Origin of the sequence: Pseudomonas canadensis (assembly GCF_030980095.1) — a bacterium.
In the GTDB taxonomy this organism is placed as follows: Bacteria; Pseudomonadota; Gammaproteobacteria; order Pseudomonadales; family Pseudomonadaceae; genus Aquipseudomonas; species Aquipseudomonas canadensis.
On the sequence record NZ_CP133298.1, the window covers coordinates 814432 to 829738 of the forward strand.

Sequence of the window (15307 nt, forward strand, 5' to 3'; positions counted from 1 at the left end):
GCAGTGTAAGGCAAGCGGGTGACGCAGGTGTGAAACGACTGACAGACGTCAGCGCGCCAACCGATGCAACCCCACAAATACCAAGGCCCACAGCAGCGCCAGCGTCGCCATCGTGGGGGCGAGGCCATAACCAAACTGCACCCCCGCCAATTGGCTGCCGGCGTAGTAGGAAAGCGGGCCGCCGAATGCCCCTAGTACCGCCGCACGCCACCAGGGGCGGGCGCTCCAGGCCAGGCAATGGCGCAACGTCGTCGCCAGCAACGCCCACAACAGGATCAACCAGAAGGGAATCAGCGGGCCCGGCTCGGTGAACTGAAACACGCCCAGCGTGCGCAACGCAGTGTCCAATAGCGTACCCACGACAGTAACAATGAGGATCAGCCTGGCGTCTGCGGCCCACGAACTTATCCACAACAGATGAACGGCCAGCACCGCCAGCCCAACGAATAACCATGCACTGTCACCGCCGATTACGCAGGCAAACCAGCCGCACTGAAAGAGCGCGGCGTTGGCCAGGGTCTTAAGCACTGAAGCGACCGAGCAGCGGCGGGTTGATCGCCGAAGGTTTGGCCAGCAGCAATTGCGCCGTGCCGATGGTGCGCTCCATGAAGCCACCCTCGCAGTAACACAGGTAAAACTCCCACAGGCGCAGGAAATACTCGTCGTAGCCCAGTTCGGCGAGGCGACCGTGGGCGCGGCGAAAATTCTCATGCCACAGGCGCAGGGTTCGCGCGTAATGCAGGCCAAAATCCTCCATGTGCAGCAGGTTCATATCGGTATCGCGGCTGACGATGTGCAGCATGTTCTGCACGCAGGGCAGGGCGCCGCCGGGGAAGATGTAGCGCTGGATAAAATCCACGCTGCGCTTGGCCTGTTCAAAGCGTTGCTCACGAATGGTGATGGCTTGCAGCAACATCAGGCCGTCGCTCTTGAGCAAGTGCGCGCACTGTTTGAAGTAGGTAGGCAGAAAGCGATGGCCCACCGCCTCGATCATCTCAATCGACACCAACTTGTCGTACTGGCCAGTAAGGTCGCGGTAATCCTGCAACAGCAGCGTGACCTGCTCTTGCAAGCCCAGGGCTGCGATGCGTTTTTCGGTGTAGGCGAACTGTTCCTTGGACAACGTCGTGGTGGTGACCTTGCAGCCATAATGCTGCGCCGCGTACAGCGCCATGCTGCCCCAGCCGGTGCCGATCTCCAGCAGGTGGTCGCCGGGCTTGAGGGCGAGTTTCTGACAGATGCGCTCCAGCTTGTTCAATTGCGCCTGTTCCAGGGTGTCGTCGGCGGTCAGGAATTGAGCCGCCGAGTACATCATGGTCGGGTCGAGGAATTCTTCGAACAGGTCATTGCCCAGGTCGTAGTGGGCGGCGATGTTCTTCTGCGAGCCCTTGCGCGTATTGCGGTTGAGCCAGTGCAGGCCCTGAGTGAAGGGACGTGCCAGGCGTGCCAGGCCGCCTTCCATCGCGTCGAGTACGTCGAGGTTGCTGACCATCACGCGAACCACTGCGGTGAGGTCCGGGCTGCTCCAGTAACCGTGGATAAATGCCTCGCCGGCACCGATGGAACCGTTGGCCGCCACCAGGCCCCACACGGCCGAATCAAGGATCTGGATTTCGCCCAGCAGGTGCGCTTCGCGTGCGCCGAAGACTTGCCGCTCGCCGTCTTCGATCACCACCAACTGACCATGGCGCAATTGGCTGAGTTGACGCAGCACGGCTTTGCGCAGCAGCGCGGCAGTCATGCCGTTGACGTTCAGGCGATGGGTCTTGACCGATAAACTAGGGGATTTCATGGCGGCGATCCTTGGTGTACCCGACTGCAGTGCGAGAGGCGCCATCGGCGGCCCGGTGGGAAAAAATCGGTGTGCGTTTGAGCAACAGGCGCAGGGCCTGCCAATAGATCGCGAGACACGTCTTGGCGGTCATCCACGGAAAGCGCCATAGGTAGCGGTGCAGGCTGGCACGGTTGAGCGTCTCTTTTTGCAGGCTCAAGGTGGCGTCGAAGACTTTCAATTCGCCTTGCCAGTCAGCCATGTGCACGCCGAGTTTGGCGGCGGGCGGGCTGAAGCTCATGCGGTATTCCAAGTCGCGCGGCAAGAACGGCGACACATGGAAGGCCTTGGCCACGGCGAAATGCTGGTGCTCATCCGTGCCCAGGGCCAGGGCCGGCAGCACGTAGTGATATCGCTCACGCCACGGGGTGTTGGTCACTTCACACAGGATCGCGGCCAGACGTCCGTCGGCCTCGAAGCAGTAGAAGAAACTCACGGGGTTAAAAGCCAGGCCCCAACTGCGGGCCTGGGTCAGTAGGCAGATAACGCCCTGGGGTGTACGCCCCAGTGCCTTGCCGACTTCCTGGCGCACGGCATCGCTCAAGCTGATGCCGGTGCGCGTCAATTCACGCAGATAGTCCTGCTGGCGAAAACCGAAGGGCGCCAGGCGGCTACGCCCGGCCAGGGGCGAAAGGCCAAGCACTTCGTGTTCTTCGCTCAAATCCAGGTACAGCAAGCCGATGCGGTAGCGAAAGGCATGGGCCTTGGGCGCAAACCGGCGATGGGCAATCCAGCCGCTGTACAGTGCGCTGTTCACAGGGTTTCCCCAAAGGCTTGGGCTACGTGCAGCGCGCTGACCACGCCGTCTTCGTGAAAACCGTTGGCCCAGTAGGCGCCGCAATAAAAGGTATTGCGCACGCCGGATATTTCTTCCCGACGCCCTTGAGCGGCCACCGCCGCCAGGCTGTATTGCGGGTGGGCGTAGGTGTAGCGGGCAAGCACTTTCAGCGGGTTGATCATCGTCGTCTGGTTGAGGCTGACGCAAAAGGTGGTGGCGCTGTCGATGCCTTGCAGGATGTTCATGTCATAGGTCACTGCCGCCTGCTTCTGCGCAGTGCCGCTGAGCCGGTAGTTCCAGCTGGCCCAGGCCAGTTGGCGATCGGGCAGCAGGCGAGTGTCGGTGTGCAGCACCACGTCATTGTCGGCGTAGGGCAGGGCACCCAGGATGTCTTGTTCGGCCTGGCTCGGGTCGGCCAATAACGCCAGGGCCTGGTCGCTGTGGCAGGCGAAGACCACGCGATCAAATGCCTCGCTGCCGGCCGGGCTGTGGATAACCACGCCATCGTCGGTGCGCTCGACGTTATGCACAGGGCAATTGAGGCGGATCTGTTCACGAAAGCTGCGGGTCAGCGGTTCGATGTAGCGGCTGGACCCCCCCTCGATCACGCACCATTGTGGGCGGTTGCTCACCGACAGCAAACCGTGGTTCTTGAAGAAACGCACGAAGAACTGCAGGGGGAAACCTAGCATGTCGGCCAGCGACATCGACCAGATCGCCGCGCCCATCGGTACGATGTAATGGCGGATAAACCGCTCGCCGTAACCGTTGGCGTCGAGGTAGTCGCCCAGGGTCATCTCGGCGCTGATGCGCTGTTCCTGCAGGTCGAGCGGCGCCTGGCGATTGAAGCGCAAGATGTCACGCAGCATGCCCCAGAACCTCGGCGACAAAATATTGCGGCGCTGGGCAAACAAGCTGTTGAGGTTATTACCGTTGTATTCGAACCGAGTGTGCTCGTCGCACACCGAAAAGCTCATCTCGGTAGGCTTGTACGTTACCCCGATCTGCCCCAACAGGCGGATGAAGTTGGGGTACGTCCAGTCGTTGAATACGATGAAGCCCGTGTCCACCGCATAGCTTTGGCCCTCGACGGTCACGTTGACCGTGTGGGTATGCCCGCCGATGCGGTCGCCCGCTTCGAACAGCGTGATCTCATGCCGGCGGCTGAGCAGGTAGGCGCTGGTCAGCCCTGCAATGCCGCTGCCGATGATGGCGATCTTCACAGGTCGTCCTTCTTCGGCGGCTGGCTGCGCAACATGCGCTTGCCAATGACCAATTGTGCGCGGTTCGGCAGTTTCGACAGTGGCCAGAGAGCGGCGATGAACAACGCGGGGAAGGCAATTTCCAGCGGACGCTTTTCCAATTTATTGAAGATGTGTTTGGCGGCTTTGTCCGCCGGCCAACTGAGTGGCATCGGGAAATCATTGCGTTCGGTCAACGGCGTGTCGACGAAACCCGGACTGATCACCGTGACGTCGATGTTTTCCGGCGACAGGCTGATGCGCAATGATTCGAACAGGTAGCGCAGGCCGGCCTTCGACGCGCCGTAGGCTTCGGCGCGTGGCATCGGCAGGTAGGTCACGGCGCTGGCGACACCCACCAAGTGCGGCGTTTGCCCGGCGCGTAACAGCGGAAGGGCGGCTTCGATGCAATAACTGCTGGCGAGCAGGTTGGTGCGCACGACGTGCTCGATGATGGACGAATCAAACTGCCGCGCGTCCACGTACTCACAGGTGCCGGCATTGAGGATCACGGTGTCCAGCGAACCCCAGACCCCCCCGATATGTTCGCCGATCTCACGCACGGTCTGGCTGTTGGTCAGGTCGCCCGCCACCACCAGCACCTGGCCGGGATAACGTTGCGCGAGCGCTTCCAAAGGCCCTTTGGTGCGCGAGCTGAGCGCCACGTGGGCGCCGCTGTTGAGCAACTCCACGGCCAATGCGGCCCCGATGCCACTGCTGGCGCCGGTCAGCCAATAACGGCGGGGCGATGTACTGCTCATCCCATTCTCCTTTTCAGCCAACTGATGACGCGGCCCAGTACGGGCAAGTGTTCGTACAGCAGGGCACCGGCATCGAAGTAATCGCGATGGCGGTACACCTTGTCACGCCACATCAGGTGCGAGCAGCCTTCCACGCGGATGACGTTGCCGTCCGCCAGGCGCGGGTGGCAGAAACTCATTTCCCAGCGCAGGTAACCTTCGCCTTCGGCCACCTGGTCGAAGCCGTGGAAGTCGAAGCGCAGTTGGCTGACGTTGCTGTACAGCTCTGCGAAGTAACGGTGCATGGCGGGCAGACCGTGTACTTCGTGCAGCGGGTCGGCAAAGGCGATGTCCTGGCTGTACAGGTTGTCGAGCAAATGCAGATTGTGCTTGTCCAGCGTGGCGAAGGCCTGGGCGAAGCGGCGCAGGAAGTCACTCATGTTCGCCTCCGACAGCTTGGCGCGAAGGCAGGCTGCGGAAGGCGGCCAGGGCGCGTTCGCGGGACTTTTTCAAGTCGACAATCGAACGCGGGTAGTCGGCCACGCCGAACAAGCCGCCGACGGCTTCGGGGTTGTGCACTTCTTTTTTATTCAGTGCGGCCAATTCCGGCAGCCAGTGCTTGATGAAAATGCCCTCGCTATCGAATTTCTCCGACTGGCTCAATGGGCTGAAAATCCGGAAGTACGGTGCCGAGTCGGTGCCGGTGGATGAGCTCCACTGCCAGCCGCCGTTATTGGCGGCGAGGTCGCCATCGATCAGGTGGCGCATGAAGAAACGCTCACCTTCGCGCCAGTCGATCAGCAGGTTCTTGGTCAGAAACATCGCCACCACCATGCGCAGGCGGTTGTGCATCCAGCCGGTTTCCAGCAGTTGGCGCATGGCCGCGTCGATGATTGGCAAGCCGGTGCGCGCTTCCTGCCAGGCGGCGAGGTCCTTGGGCGCATTGCGCCAGGCCACGGCTTCGGTTTCGGGGCGGAAAGCGCGGTGACGAGAAACCCGTGGGTAACCCACCAGGATGTGCTTGTAGAACTCACGCCAGAGCAACTCGTTGATCCAGGTGATGGCGCCCATGTCGCCACTTTCAAACTCGCCGCCATTAGTTTGCAGTGCGGCATGCAGGCACTGACGCGGCGAAACTACACCCGCCGCAAGGTAGGCGGACAACTGGCTGGTGCCGGGCTTGGCGGGGAAGTCGCGCTCGTCTTTGTAGTAGCTGATTTGTTGATCGGCAAAGGCGTCGAGGCGGCGCCGGGCTTCGTCTTCACCGGCCGGCCAGAGGGCGCGCAGGCTATCGCTGGGTGGTTCGAAACCTTCGACCGTCTTTGGGATCGGGTCGCTGTTCAGCTTGATCGGTGCCTGGGCTTTTGGCGCTGCGACGATACGCGGCATGGCGCTGTGCAGACGGGTGTAGCAGACCTTGCGGAATTGGCTGAACACCTGGAAATACGTGCCGGTCTTGGTCAACACGCTGCCGGGCTGGAAGAACAGTTGGTCGAGGTAGCTATGGAAGGTCACGCCATCAGCTTCCAAGGCCTTGGACACGGCCGCGTCTCGGCGACTTTCGTGGATGCCGTATTCCTCGTTGACGTGGACTGACTCCACCGATAGCTCGCGGCACAACCTGCTCAATACGTCGGGTGCCTGATCCCAGGTGGCCGCAGTGCGAATCAGCAGGGGGATGTTCAGCGCGCCCAGTGTCTTGCTCAGGTCTTGCAAGTTGCGCAGCCAAAAGTCCACTTTGCACGGCGCATCGTCATGGTCCAGCCATTGCTGCGGCGTGATCAGGTACACGGCCGCCAGCGGGCCCCGCTGGCTCGCGGCGGCCAGGGCGGTGTTGTCGTGTAGGCGCAGGTCGGTGCGCAGCCAGATCAAATGCATTTAAACAAGTCCACGCTGGATCAGTAGCTGGTGGGCCGACAACAGGTCTTCGGCGACGAACAAATCAGGAATGTCTTGGGTTAATACGGTCAACTCGGCTTGGTGGATGCATACCGTTGGTCCGACCATCAATTTTGGGCAACTGACGCCACCCAAAAGTTTTGCGAAAGCCGACAGATGGAGCGCCTTGCTCGAATACAGCAGCACCGCGCGCGGTTGCAGGTGTTCTACCGCCAGGGCCAGCTCACCGGCAGGCAGCGGCCAGTCGAATACTTCTACCGGGCAGTCGGCACTGCTGGCGAGCCAGGCGCTGAGCCACAGGTGCGGCTCCAGGGGAACGTCGGACTGGTTCACCAACAGCAACGGCGCGCCATGCAACTGACGATTGTTGTGATAAATACGCGCGCCGAACTTGCTGCGCAGCCAGGACAAGAAAAACACCCGCTCCATCTGCGCGCCGAACTGGCCTTGCCAGCGTTTTTCCAGCTCCTGCAACAATGGCAATAACAGCTGCTCGCACAGGGTGCGCGGCGGGTATAGCGCCATGGCTTGGTTGAAAGCGTCATCCACACGGCGTTCGGCCAATTCGCTGATGGCTTGCACAAGGCTCTGGCGCAGGGTGTGCCATTCGTTTTCAACGATATCGGGAACAGTGAGCGCTGAGTCGATCAGGCCTTTGACTTGACTCACCGGCACGCCGCGATTGAGCCAGGTGAGGATGGTGTGGATGCGTTGGACATGTTCGGCGTTGAACAACCGATGACCTTTAGGCGTGCGCTGGGGCACGATCAGGCCATAGCGGCGCTCCCACGCGCGCAGGGTCACGGCGTTGACGCCGGTCTGGCGCGCCACTTCGCGGATCGGCAGCCAGCCGTCTTCGAGGGCTTGGGTGATGTCTTCGCCGGGGTCGTCTTGCAGGACAGCTTTCATGGTCTAGATCGCATTTCGCAGGCTGAGGTTTTCCGGGTGCGGCTGCAGGTAGGCCTGCTGCGCGATGTAGCGGTCCGGGTGTTGGCGAAAGTGGTGCTTGAGCAGGGTCAGTGGCACCACCAGCGGCACGATGCCTTGGCGGTACTGGCCGATGAGGGTTTGCATTTCCTGCTTGTCGTCGGTACTGATGACTTGTTTGAGGTAACCACTGATGTGTTGCAGCACGTTGGTATGGGTGCCACGGGTGGCGCATTGGCTCAGGCCGGTCATCAAGTCGCTGAAGTAACAGGTGGCCAGTTCATCGAGGTGGGTCTCTTTGGTCATGCTGCCCAGCAGGTGCCCGAGGCTTTTGTAGTGCGCCGGGCTATGGGCCATCAACAGGTATTTGTAGCGTGAATGAAAGGCCAGCAGCCGGTGGCGGGTCAGGCCTTCGGCCAGCAGCTGTTGCCAATCGGCGTAGACGAAAACGCGGGTCAGGAAGTTTTCTCGCAGCACCGGGTCATTCAATCGACCGTCTTCTTCCACTGGCAGGTTGGGGTGACGCGCACAAAACGCTTGGGCGTAGATACCACGCCCGCCGCCGTCGACCGGGGTGCCGTTGTCGCGGTACACCTTGACCCGCTCCAGTCCGCACGACGGCGACTTCTGCATGAAGATGTAGCCGCACAGGTCGGTGTGCTCCGACGCCATCTGCCGGCCGTAATCGTCCAGTGGCTGAGTGACGTTCAGTTCGCGGTGTACCGTGCCGACGGCTTGCGGGTGGGCCGGGTCGCCCACCAGGCGGATCGGTTCGCGTGGAATGCCCAGGCCGATGGCGACCTCCGGGCACAGCGGCACGAAGTCGAAATAGTCGGCGAGAGTCTGGCTGCACAGCAGGGATTGTTTATGGCCGCCGTTGAAGCGCACGTTCTCGCCCAATAGGCAGGCACTGATGCCGATCTTCGGTTTGGTGGTGCTGGACATAAGCGAACCCCTGCAAGATTCCTGTACAAAATTAAAGTTTTGTACAACTAAATCTCATCATAGGTTCGGCGCTGTACAAGTCAAATTATTTGTACAAGTTTTTTGCAGGTCAGCTATTTCCAGCCGATTTTCCAGGCGTCATCGTTTTGCAGGGTTTGCCAGGCGCAGCGTTCGGTGCGACGGGTCATGACGGCTTGCAGTTCGATTTCCAGTACGACGCCTTCTTCATCCCGAAACAGTTCGGTGACCAAGAAGTGTTTTTCTTTGTTGCGAGGCTGAGCTGCTGTCCATTTCGACAGCAGCAGTTTTGCAGGATTGATGCGGTTCATTGCAGGTGTTCGATCAAGCGTCTCGCGGCTTCCTGGCCACTGAGCCAAGCCCCTTCGACCCGGCCCGAAAGGCACCAGTCGCCACATACATAAAGGCCCAGGTCGGCATCGGCCAGCACGCCGAATTCATGGCTATTGGACGGTCGAGCATAGAGCCAGCGGTGCGCCAAGCTGAAAGAGGGCGCGGGCATGGCGCTGTGCAGCAGTTCGGCGAAGGCGCCATGCAGATGCTCGATCACCGCTTCCTTGGGCAGGTCCAGGTGGGCCTTGCTCCATGTGCTGGTGGCGTGCAGTACCCACGTGTCGAGGTGGGTGTCACGCCCCGGTTTGCTGCGGTTGCGCGCCAGCCAATCGAGGGGGCTGTCTTGCACGAAACAGCCTTCCATCGGCGTATCCAGAGGCTTTTCGAAGGCCAGGGCGATGGCCCAGGTTGGGTCCATCTTCACGCCGGCGGCGGCACTGGCCAACTTGGGCGCTGCAGCCAGCAGGGCGGTTGCCTGGGGCGCTGGTGTGGCGATGATCACGTGGCTGAACGGGCCGTGGTTTTCGCCGTCGGCGTCCAGCAGGTTCCAGTGTTGTTTGCCTTGAAACACCTCGGTGATGCGGCACCCGAACTCCACCGGCAGGTCGTCGAGCAGGGCGCGGGTGATGGCGCTCATGCGCGGCGTGCCGACCCAGCGGATCTGTTCATCGGGGGAGGGGGTGAGTTGGCCGGACTTGAAGTTGTACAGCTGGGGTTTCCATTGCTCGGCCCAGCCATTGCTTTGCCAGCGTTGCACTTCGTTGACGAAGCGCCGGTCGCGGGCGGTGAAATATTGTGCGCCCATGTCCAGGGAGCCGGCATCGCTACGCTTGCTGGACATGCGGCCACCGCTGCCACGGCTTTTATCGAAGAGTTGTACAACGTGCCCCGCGTCTCGTAACGCTCGGGCGGCGGAAAGACCGGCGATGCCGGTGCCGATGATCGCGATGGGAACAGTCATAGGGGGCCTCGTTTTACCGTTGGGTACAGACTACGCCGACACCAATAGCTGTACAATATTGTTTTTTGGTATAAGTTTTGGCTTACCTGTTCTTACGGCGTGACCTATGGTTAAAGCAGAGGCTTAATCCAATGTTACGCCCGTTCAAATTGATCCCTGCTTATAAAATAGACTAGCGATGGGCGGCGAACGTTACATGAGGAACATCCCATGCACATTTTGCTGACCGGCGGTACTGGCCTGATCGGCCGCCAACTCTGCCAGCACTGGCTCGCGCAGGGTCATAGGCTGACGGTGTGGAGCCGTCATCCGGAACAGGTTGCCATGCGATGCGGTGCTCAAGTCGCAGGCGTCGAACACCTGCAACAGGTTATCGGCCCGGTGGATGCGGTCATTAACCTGGCGGGTGCGCCGATCGCTGACCGCCCGTGGACTCACAAGCGCAAGGCGCTGTTGTGGAGCAGCCGCATCAGCCTTACAGAAACTTTGCTGGCGTGGCTTGAAGGTCTGGAACAAAAACCAGCGGTGTTGATTTCCGGTTCGGCGGTGGGCTGGTACGGCGACGGCGGCGAACGCGAATTGACCGAAGCCAGCGGCCCGGTGCAGGACGATTTCCCCAGCCAGTTGTGCATCGCCTGGGAAGAAACCGCCCTACGCGCTGAAGCGTTAGGGATTCGCGTGGTGTTGGTGCGGACCGGTTTGGTGTTGTCAGCCGAGGGCGGCTTTTTGTCGCGGCTGTTGCTGCCTTTCAAACTGGCGCTGGGCGGGCCTATCGGCAATGGTCGGCAGTGGATGCCGTGGGTGCATATCAAGGATCAAATCGCCCTGATTGATTTTCTTCTGCACAAGCCTGATGCCAGTGGTCCTTATAATGCTTGCGCGCCACACCCGGTGCGCAATCGCGAGTTTGCGAAAACCCTCGGCCAGGTGTTGCACCGCCCGGCGTTCATGCCGATGCCGGCCTTTGCATTGAAGGTGGGCCTGGGCGAATTGTCCGGCCTGCTGTTGGGCGGGCAGAAGGCGGTGCCCGAGCGCTCGTTGGCCGCCGGTTACACTTTCCAGTTCACTGAGTTGCGCGCGGCTCTGGATGACTTGTCCAGCCGCCTCTAGAGATAGGATGTTGCATGACGGATCACGCGTTGTTACTGGTCAACCTGGGCTCGCCAAAGTCCACTTCGGTGGCCGATGTGCGCAGCTACCTTAATCAGTTCCTGATGGACCCTTATGTGATCGACCTGCCGTGGCCGGTGCGGCGCTTGCTGGTGTCGCTGATCCTGATCAAGCGTCCCGAGCAGTCGGCCCACGCCTACGCCTCCATCTGGTGGGATGAGGGTTCGCCGTTGGTGGTGCTCAGTCGCCGCCTGCAACAGCAGATGACTGCGCAGTGGACCCAAGGCCCGGTGGAATTGGCGATGCGCTACGGCGAACCGTCCATTGACAGCGTGCTGACGCGCCTCGCCGCCCAGGGCATCCGCAAAGTCACCCTGGCGCCGCTGTACCCGCAGTTCGCCGACAGCACTGTGACCACGGTGATTGAAGAGGCCAAGCGGGTTGTACGTGATAAGAAGCTGAGCGTGCAGTTCTCGATCTTGCCGCCGTTCTACGACCAGCCGGAATACCTCGACGCGCTCGCGGCGAGTGTCCGCTCCTATGTGGAGCAGGATTACGATCACCTGCTGCTGAGTTTCCACGGCCTGCCAGAGCGTCATCTGACCAAACTCGACCCGACAGGCCAGCATTGCTTCAAGGATGCCGACTGCTGCAAGAACGCCTCGCCTGAGGTGTTGAAAACCTGCTACCGCGCGCAATGTTTCAGCGTCGCCCGCGATTTTGCTGAACGACTGGGCTTGCCGGAAGATAAATGGTCGGTGGCGTTCCAGTCACGCCTGGGCCGCGCCAAATGGATCGAACCCTACACCGAAGCGCGCCTGGAAGCCCTGGCTAAGCAAGGCGTGAAAAAGCTGCTGGTGATGTGCCCGGCGTTTGTCGCCGACTGCATCGAGACTCTGGAGGAAATCGGCGATCGTGGGCTCGAGCAGTTCCGCGAGGCTGGGGGGGAAGAGTTGGTATTGGTGCCGTGCCTGAATGATGACCCGCAGTGGGCGAAGGCACTGACCACCCTTTGCGAACGGGCACCGCAATCATTGTAGGAGCGAGCTTGCTCGCGAAGGACGTCAACGATAACGCAGCGCTTCTGAGTTAACGTCGCGCTCTCAGGGTCTTCGCGAGCAAGCTCGCCCCTACAGGGAGGCGTTTAGAGCTTTAGGGTCAAGCTGAGGGTGAGATTGCGCGGCTCTCCGGGATTGATCCAATAACTGCTGTACGACCGCTCGTAGTACTTCTCATCAAACAGGTTGTTGAGGTTCAGTCCGACAGTGACGTTGTCAGTAGCCTTGTAATGGGCTAGCAGATCAACGGTGTGATAGGCCGGCAACTCAAAGTTCGTGCCGGCCTCCCCTGAGCGATCGCCCACATACGTGAACGCCGCGCCCAGGTCCGAGCCGCGCAACGCGCCATCCTGGAACTCATACACCCCCAACAGACTGCCGCTGCGCTTGGCCACGCCAAGGATGCGGCTGCCGGCCGGAATGGCTTTATCGCCTTTGGTCACTTCAGCGTCGATGTAGGCAAACGCACCAATCACCCGTACGGCATCGGTCACTTGCCCGGTCAGTTGCAGGTCAAAACCCTGGCTGCGCGCCTTGCCCACGGCACGGTTGAGATTGGTGGCCGGGTCCAGGGTCAGTACGTTTTCCTTTTCGATATGGAAGGCGGCGAGGGTGGCGCTGAGGCGGTCGTCGAACAGCTCGCTCTTGATTCCCACTTCATAGCCCACGCCTTCTTCGGGCTTGAAGGATTTGTTGTTGGCGTCCAGGCCGCTGTTGGGCTTGAACGACGTTGAGGCATTGGCGAACACCCCGACTTGCGGTGTGAGCTGATAGAGCAGGCCGGCGCGTTGGGTAAAGGCGTCGTGGGTCTGCTTGCTCTTGGCGTGGTTGCGCGTGAAGTCGTCGATGCTCTGCTCGAAATGTTCGAAGCGCGCACCGGCCATACCGCGCAGGCGGTCGGTGAAGATGATTTGGTCTTGCAGGTTCAGCGCGTGGCTTTTGGTCTGTTCGAAGAAGTCAGTACCGGAGCGCGCGCCGTTGGGTTTGGGCTTGCCGTAGACCGGATTGTAGATGTCGATGGGGTAGCGGCTACCGCCAATCGCAGTGACGCGTTCTTTCTTGCGGTAGTCCTCGTATTCGGTGCCGATCAGCAACTCGTGCTGCCAACTGCCGATATCGAACATTCCCCGCAGTTCAAGCTGGGTGATGCTGTCGTGCCAACCCGTGGAGCGTTCGCGGTAGCGGCGGTCGATGGTGTGGCCGTCGGCATTCAGCGCGCGGTTTTCCGAGGCGTCGCCCCACAGGCTGCCTTGCTTGTAGTGGCTGGCCAGACGCAGTTTCCATGCGTCATTGAGGTGGTGTTCCAGGGTCGCCTGAATGCGGTTGTTGTGGTTGTCGATATCGCCATCGTTGGGTTCGCCGAGGAAGGTGGAGCGGGATACGCCGGGGGCGTCGACAATGCCACGGTCGAAGGTGGAGCTGTGGCGTACGAATTCGCTTTCCACCAGCAGGCTGGTGTCCGGGTCCAATTGCCAACTGAACGAAGGCGCGACGAATACCCGCTTGCTTTGCACGTGGTCGCGGAAGCTGTGGTTGTCTTCTACCGCCAAGTTGACCCGAGTCAGCACCTTGCCTTCGCTGTCCAGCGGGGTGTTGACGTCAATGGCCGTGCGATAACGGTCCCAACTGCCGGCGCTGGTTTGCAGGGTGGTGAAGGCTTCAGGCTGGGGCTTCTTGGTGACGATATTCACCGTGCCGCCAGGATCGCCACGGCCATACAGGCTGGCGGCGGGCCCTTTGAGCACTTCGATGCGCTCGATGTTCGCCGCGTCCGGTGTGCTCGGGTAGCCACGGTTAGCGCTGAAGCCGTCCTGATAGAACTCCGACGTGGTAAAGCCGCGCACGCTGTATTCGTAGAGTGTCAGGCCACCGAAGTTGTTCTGCTTGGACACGCCGCCGGCAAACTCCAGGGCGCGCTCCACGTTGCTGCTGCCGAGGTCTTTGAGCACCGTGGCGGGAATTACGCTGATGGACTGTGGGATGTCGCGAATGGCGGTGTCGGTCTTTGTCGCGCTGGCCGAACGGGTGGCGCGGTAGCCTTTGACGGGCCCGGTGGTGGACTCATAGGCCTCGGTGGTGACGCTGATGGCGTCGAGTTCCAGGGTGTTTTCTTCGGCGTAGGCGGGGTCGAGCAGCAAACCCAGGGCCAGGCCAGCCAAGGGGGCAATTCTTCGAGACGGCATGATAGAGTGTTCCAATAGCGATATTGAAACAATATAACATGACCGATGAGAATGAATTGCTTTGAAATATAAGCTTACAGGTGCCCGCGTACGAGCACCTGTGAGTGACGGGTTATTCCTCTTCCTTGACCGGCGCAGGCGGCGGACGCAGCCCGATTTCCGCCAGCAACTTGATCTCTTTGCCGTTGCGCATCACCTGGATCGCCACCTTGTCGGTCGGCTTGATCCGCGCCACCTGGTTCATCGACTTACGGCCATCGCCGGCCGGTTCGCCATTGATGCTGAGGATCACATCGCCCAGTTGCAGGCCGGCTTTCTGCGCCGGGCCGTCGCGGAAGATACCAGCGACCACGATGCCTGGGCGTCCGGTCAAGCCAAACGACTCGGCCAGCTCCTTGGTCAACGGTTGCACTTCAATCCCCAGCCAGCCGCGGATTACCTGGCCGTGCTCGATGATCGACTTCATCACTTCCATCGCCAGTTTCACCGGGATCGCAAAGCCGATGCCCTGTGAGCCGCCGGACTTGGAGAAAATCGCCGTGTTGATACCGGTCAGGTTGCCATTGGCATCCACCAGCGCACCGCCGGAATTACCTGGGTTGATCGCCGCGTCGGTCTGAATGAAGTCTTCGTAGCTGTTGAGGCCCAACTGATTACGCCCGGTGGCGCTGATGATGCCCATGGTCACGGTCTGGCCCACGCCGAACGGGTTGCCGATGGCCAGTGCCACATCACCGACGCGCAAACCATCGGAACGACCGAGGGTGATGGACGGCAGGCTTTTCAGGTCGATCTTCAGTACCGCGAGGTCGGTTTCCGGGTCGCTGCCCACCACGCGGGCCAGGGTTTCGCGGCCGTCACGCAGGGCCACCACAATCTGGTCGGCGCCTGTGGTCACGTGGTTGTTGGTGAGGATGTAGCCTTCGGGGCTCATGATCACGCCCGAACCCAAGCTGGATTCCATGCGCCGCTGCTTGGGCCCGTTGTCGCCGAAGTAGCGGCGGAACTGCGGGTCTTCAAACAGCGGGTGCGCCGGTTTGTTGATGACCTTGGTCGTGTACAGGTTGACCACCGCCGGGGCGGCGATGGTGACCGCGTCGGCATAAGTCACCGGGCCTTGCACCACCGCGCTGGTCTGCGGTGCCTGTTGCAGGTTCACATCCAGGCTGGGCAGGCCCACCAGCTCGGGGTAACGCTGAATAATCAGCATCGCGATCAGCACGCCAGCCAACAATGGCCATCCAAAAAAACGCAGCGCCTTGAGCATCAAGTAAGTCCTGACA

Annotated in this window: 15 protein-coding genes; 2 read left to right on the forward strand and 13 right to left on the reverse strand. The window is 60.9% G+C overall.

What is annotated here, in order from left to right; all coding sequences use genetic code 11:
- Window positions 1-48: 48 nt before the first annotated feature.
- The 11 genes from RB216_RS03630 to RB216_RS03680 form a co-directional block, all read right to left on the reverse strand.
- Window positions 49-528, reverse strand: coding sequence for a DUF2878 domain-containing protein (locus RB216_RS03630; RefSeq protein WP_028618757.1), 480 nt, complete (start codon window positions 526-528; stop codon window positions 49-51).
- Window positions 521-1792, reverse strand: coding sequence for an SAM-dependent methyltransferase (locus RB216_RS03635; RefSeq protein WP_028618758.1), 1272 nt, complete (start codon window positions 1790-1792; stop codon window positions 521-523). The genes RB216_RS03630 and RB216_RS03635 overlap by 8 nt, the downstream gene beginning before the upstream one ends.
- Window positions 1779-2588, reverse strand: a complete 810-nt coding sequence (locus RB216_RS03640) for a DUF1365 domain-containing protein (RefSeq protein ID WP_028618759.1) — start codon at window positions 2586-2588, stop codon at window positions 1779-1781. Before RB216_RS03640 ends, RB216_RS03635 begins: the two co-directional genes overlap by 14 nt.
- Entirely contained in the window at window positions 2585-3832 is a 1248-nt protein-coding gene (locus RB216_RS03645; protein WP_308908329.1) for an NAD(P)/FAD-dependent oxidoreductase, read from the reverse strand. The genes RB216_RS03640 and RB216_RS03645 overlap by 4 nt, the downstream gene beginning before the upstream one ends.
- Window positions 3829-4611 (reverse strand): SDR family NAD(P)-dependent oxidoreductase, encoded by a 783-nt coding sequence (locus RB216_RS03650; protein ID WP_236318222.1) that lies wholly within the window; start codon window positions 4609-4611, stop codon window positions 3829-3831. The genes RB216_RS03645 and RB216_RS03650 overlap by 4 nt, the downstream gene beginning before the upstream one ends.
- A complete protein-coding gene (locus RB216_RS03655; RefSeq protein ID WP_028618762.1) occupies window positions 4608-5030 on the reverse strand; it encodes a nuclear transport factor 2 family protein in 423 nt (140 codons plus the stop codon). The genes RB216_RS03650 and RB216_RS03655 overlap by 4 nt, the downstream gene beginning before the upstream one ends.
- On the reverse strand, window positions 5023-6468 hold the full coding sequence (gene phrB / locus RB216_RS03660; RefSeq protein ID WP_308908330.1) for a deoxyribodipyrimidine photo-lyase: 1446 nt from the start codon (window positions 6466-6468) through the stop codon (window positions 5023-5025). Before phrB ends, RB216_RS03655 begins: the two co-directional genes overlap by 8 nt.
- Window positions 6469-7398, reverse strand: a complete 930-nt coding sequence (locus tag RB216_RS03665) for a MerR family transcriptional regulator (protein ID WP_236318220.1) — start codon at window positions 7396-7398, stop codon at window positions 6469-6471. It lies immediately after the preceding gene.
- Between the two features lie 3 nt (window positions 7399-7401).
- The gene (locus tag RB216_RS03670) at window positions 7402-8361 is read right to left on the reverse strand and encodes a YbgA family protein (protein WP_028618765.1); all 960 of its coding nucleotides are present in this window, start codon (window positions 8359-8361) and stop codon (window positions 7402-7404) included.
- A 113-nt stretch (window positions 8362-8474) separates the two neighbouring features.
- The gene (locus tag RB216_RS03675; RefSeq protein ID WP_028618766.1) at window positions 8475-8690 is read right to left on the reverse strand and encodes a TIGR02450 family Trp-rich protein; all 216 of its coding nucleotides are present in this window, start codon (window positions 8688-8690) and stop codon (window positions 8475-8477) included.
- Window positions 8687-9673 carry an NAD(P)/FAD-dependent oxidoreductase gene (locus RB216_RS03680; protein ID WP_028618767.1) on the reverse strand — a complete coding sequence of 329 codons (987 nt, stop codon included), beginning with the start codon at window positions 9671-9673 and terminating at the stop codon, window positions 8687-8689. Before RB216_RS03680 ends, RB216_RS03675 begins: the two co-directional genes overlap by 4 nt.
- Window positions 9674-9883: 210 nt before the next feature.
- Here RB216_RS03680 and RB216_RS03685 point away from each other — a divergent pair, with 210 nt between their 5' ends.
- Both RB216_RS03685 and hemH read left to right on the forward strand, forming a co-directional pair.
- On the forward strand, window positions 9884-10783 hold the full coding sequence (locus RB216_RS03685; protein WP_068932299.1) for a TIGR01777 family oxidoreductase: 900 nt from the start codon (window positions 9884-9886) through the stop codon (window positions 10781-10783).
- A 14-nt stretch (window positions 10784-10797) separates the two neighbouring features.
- Complete coding sequence (gene hemH, locus RB216_RS03690; protein WP_308908331.1) at window positions 10798-11823, forward strand: ferrochelatase; 1026 nt, start codon at window positions 10798-10800, stop codon at window positions 11821-11823.
- A gap of 104 nt (window positions 11824-11927) precedes the next feature.
- Here the strand turns inward: hemH and RB216_RS03695 are convergent, their stop codons facing one another.
- Window positions 11928-14024, reverse strand: coding sequence for a TonB-dependent siderophore receptor (locus tag RB216_RS03695; protein WP_028618770.1), 2097 nt, complete (start codon window positions 14022-14024; stop codon window positions 11928-11930).
- 112 nt (window positions 14025-14136) lie between these two features.
- On the reverse strand, window positions 14137-15291 hold the full coding sequence (gene algW, locus RB216_RS03700) for a Do family serine endopeptidase AlgW (RefSeq protein WP_028618771.1): 1155 nt from the start codon (window positions 15289-15291) through the stop codon (window positions 14137-14139).
- Window positions 15292-15307 lie beyond the last annotated feature (16 nt).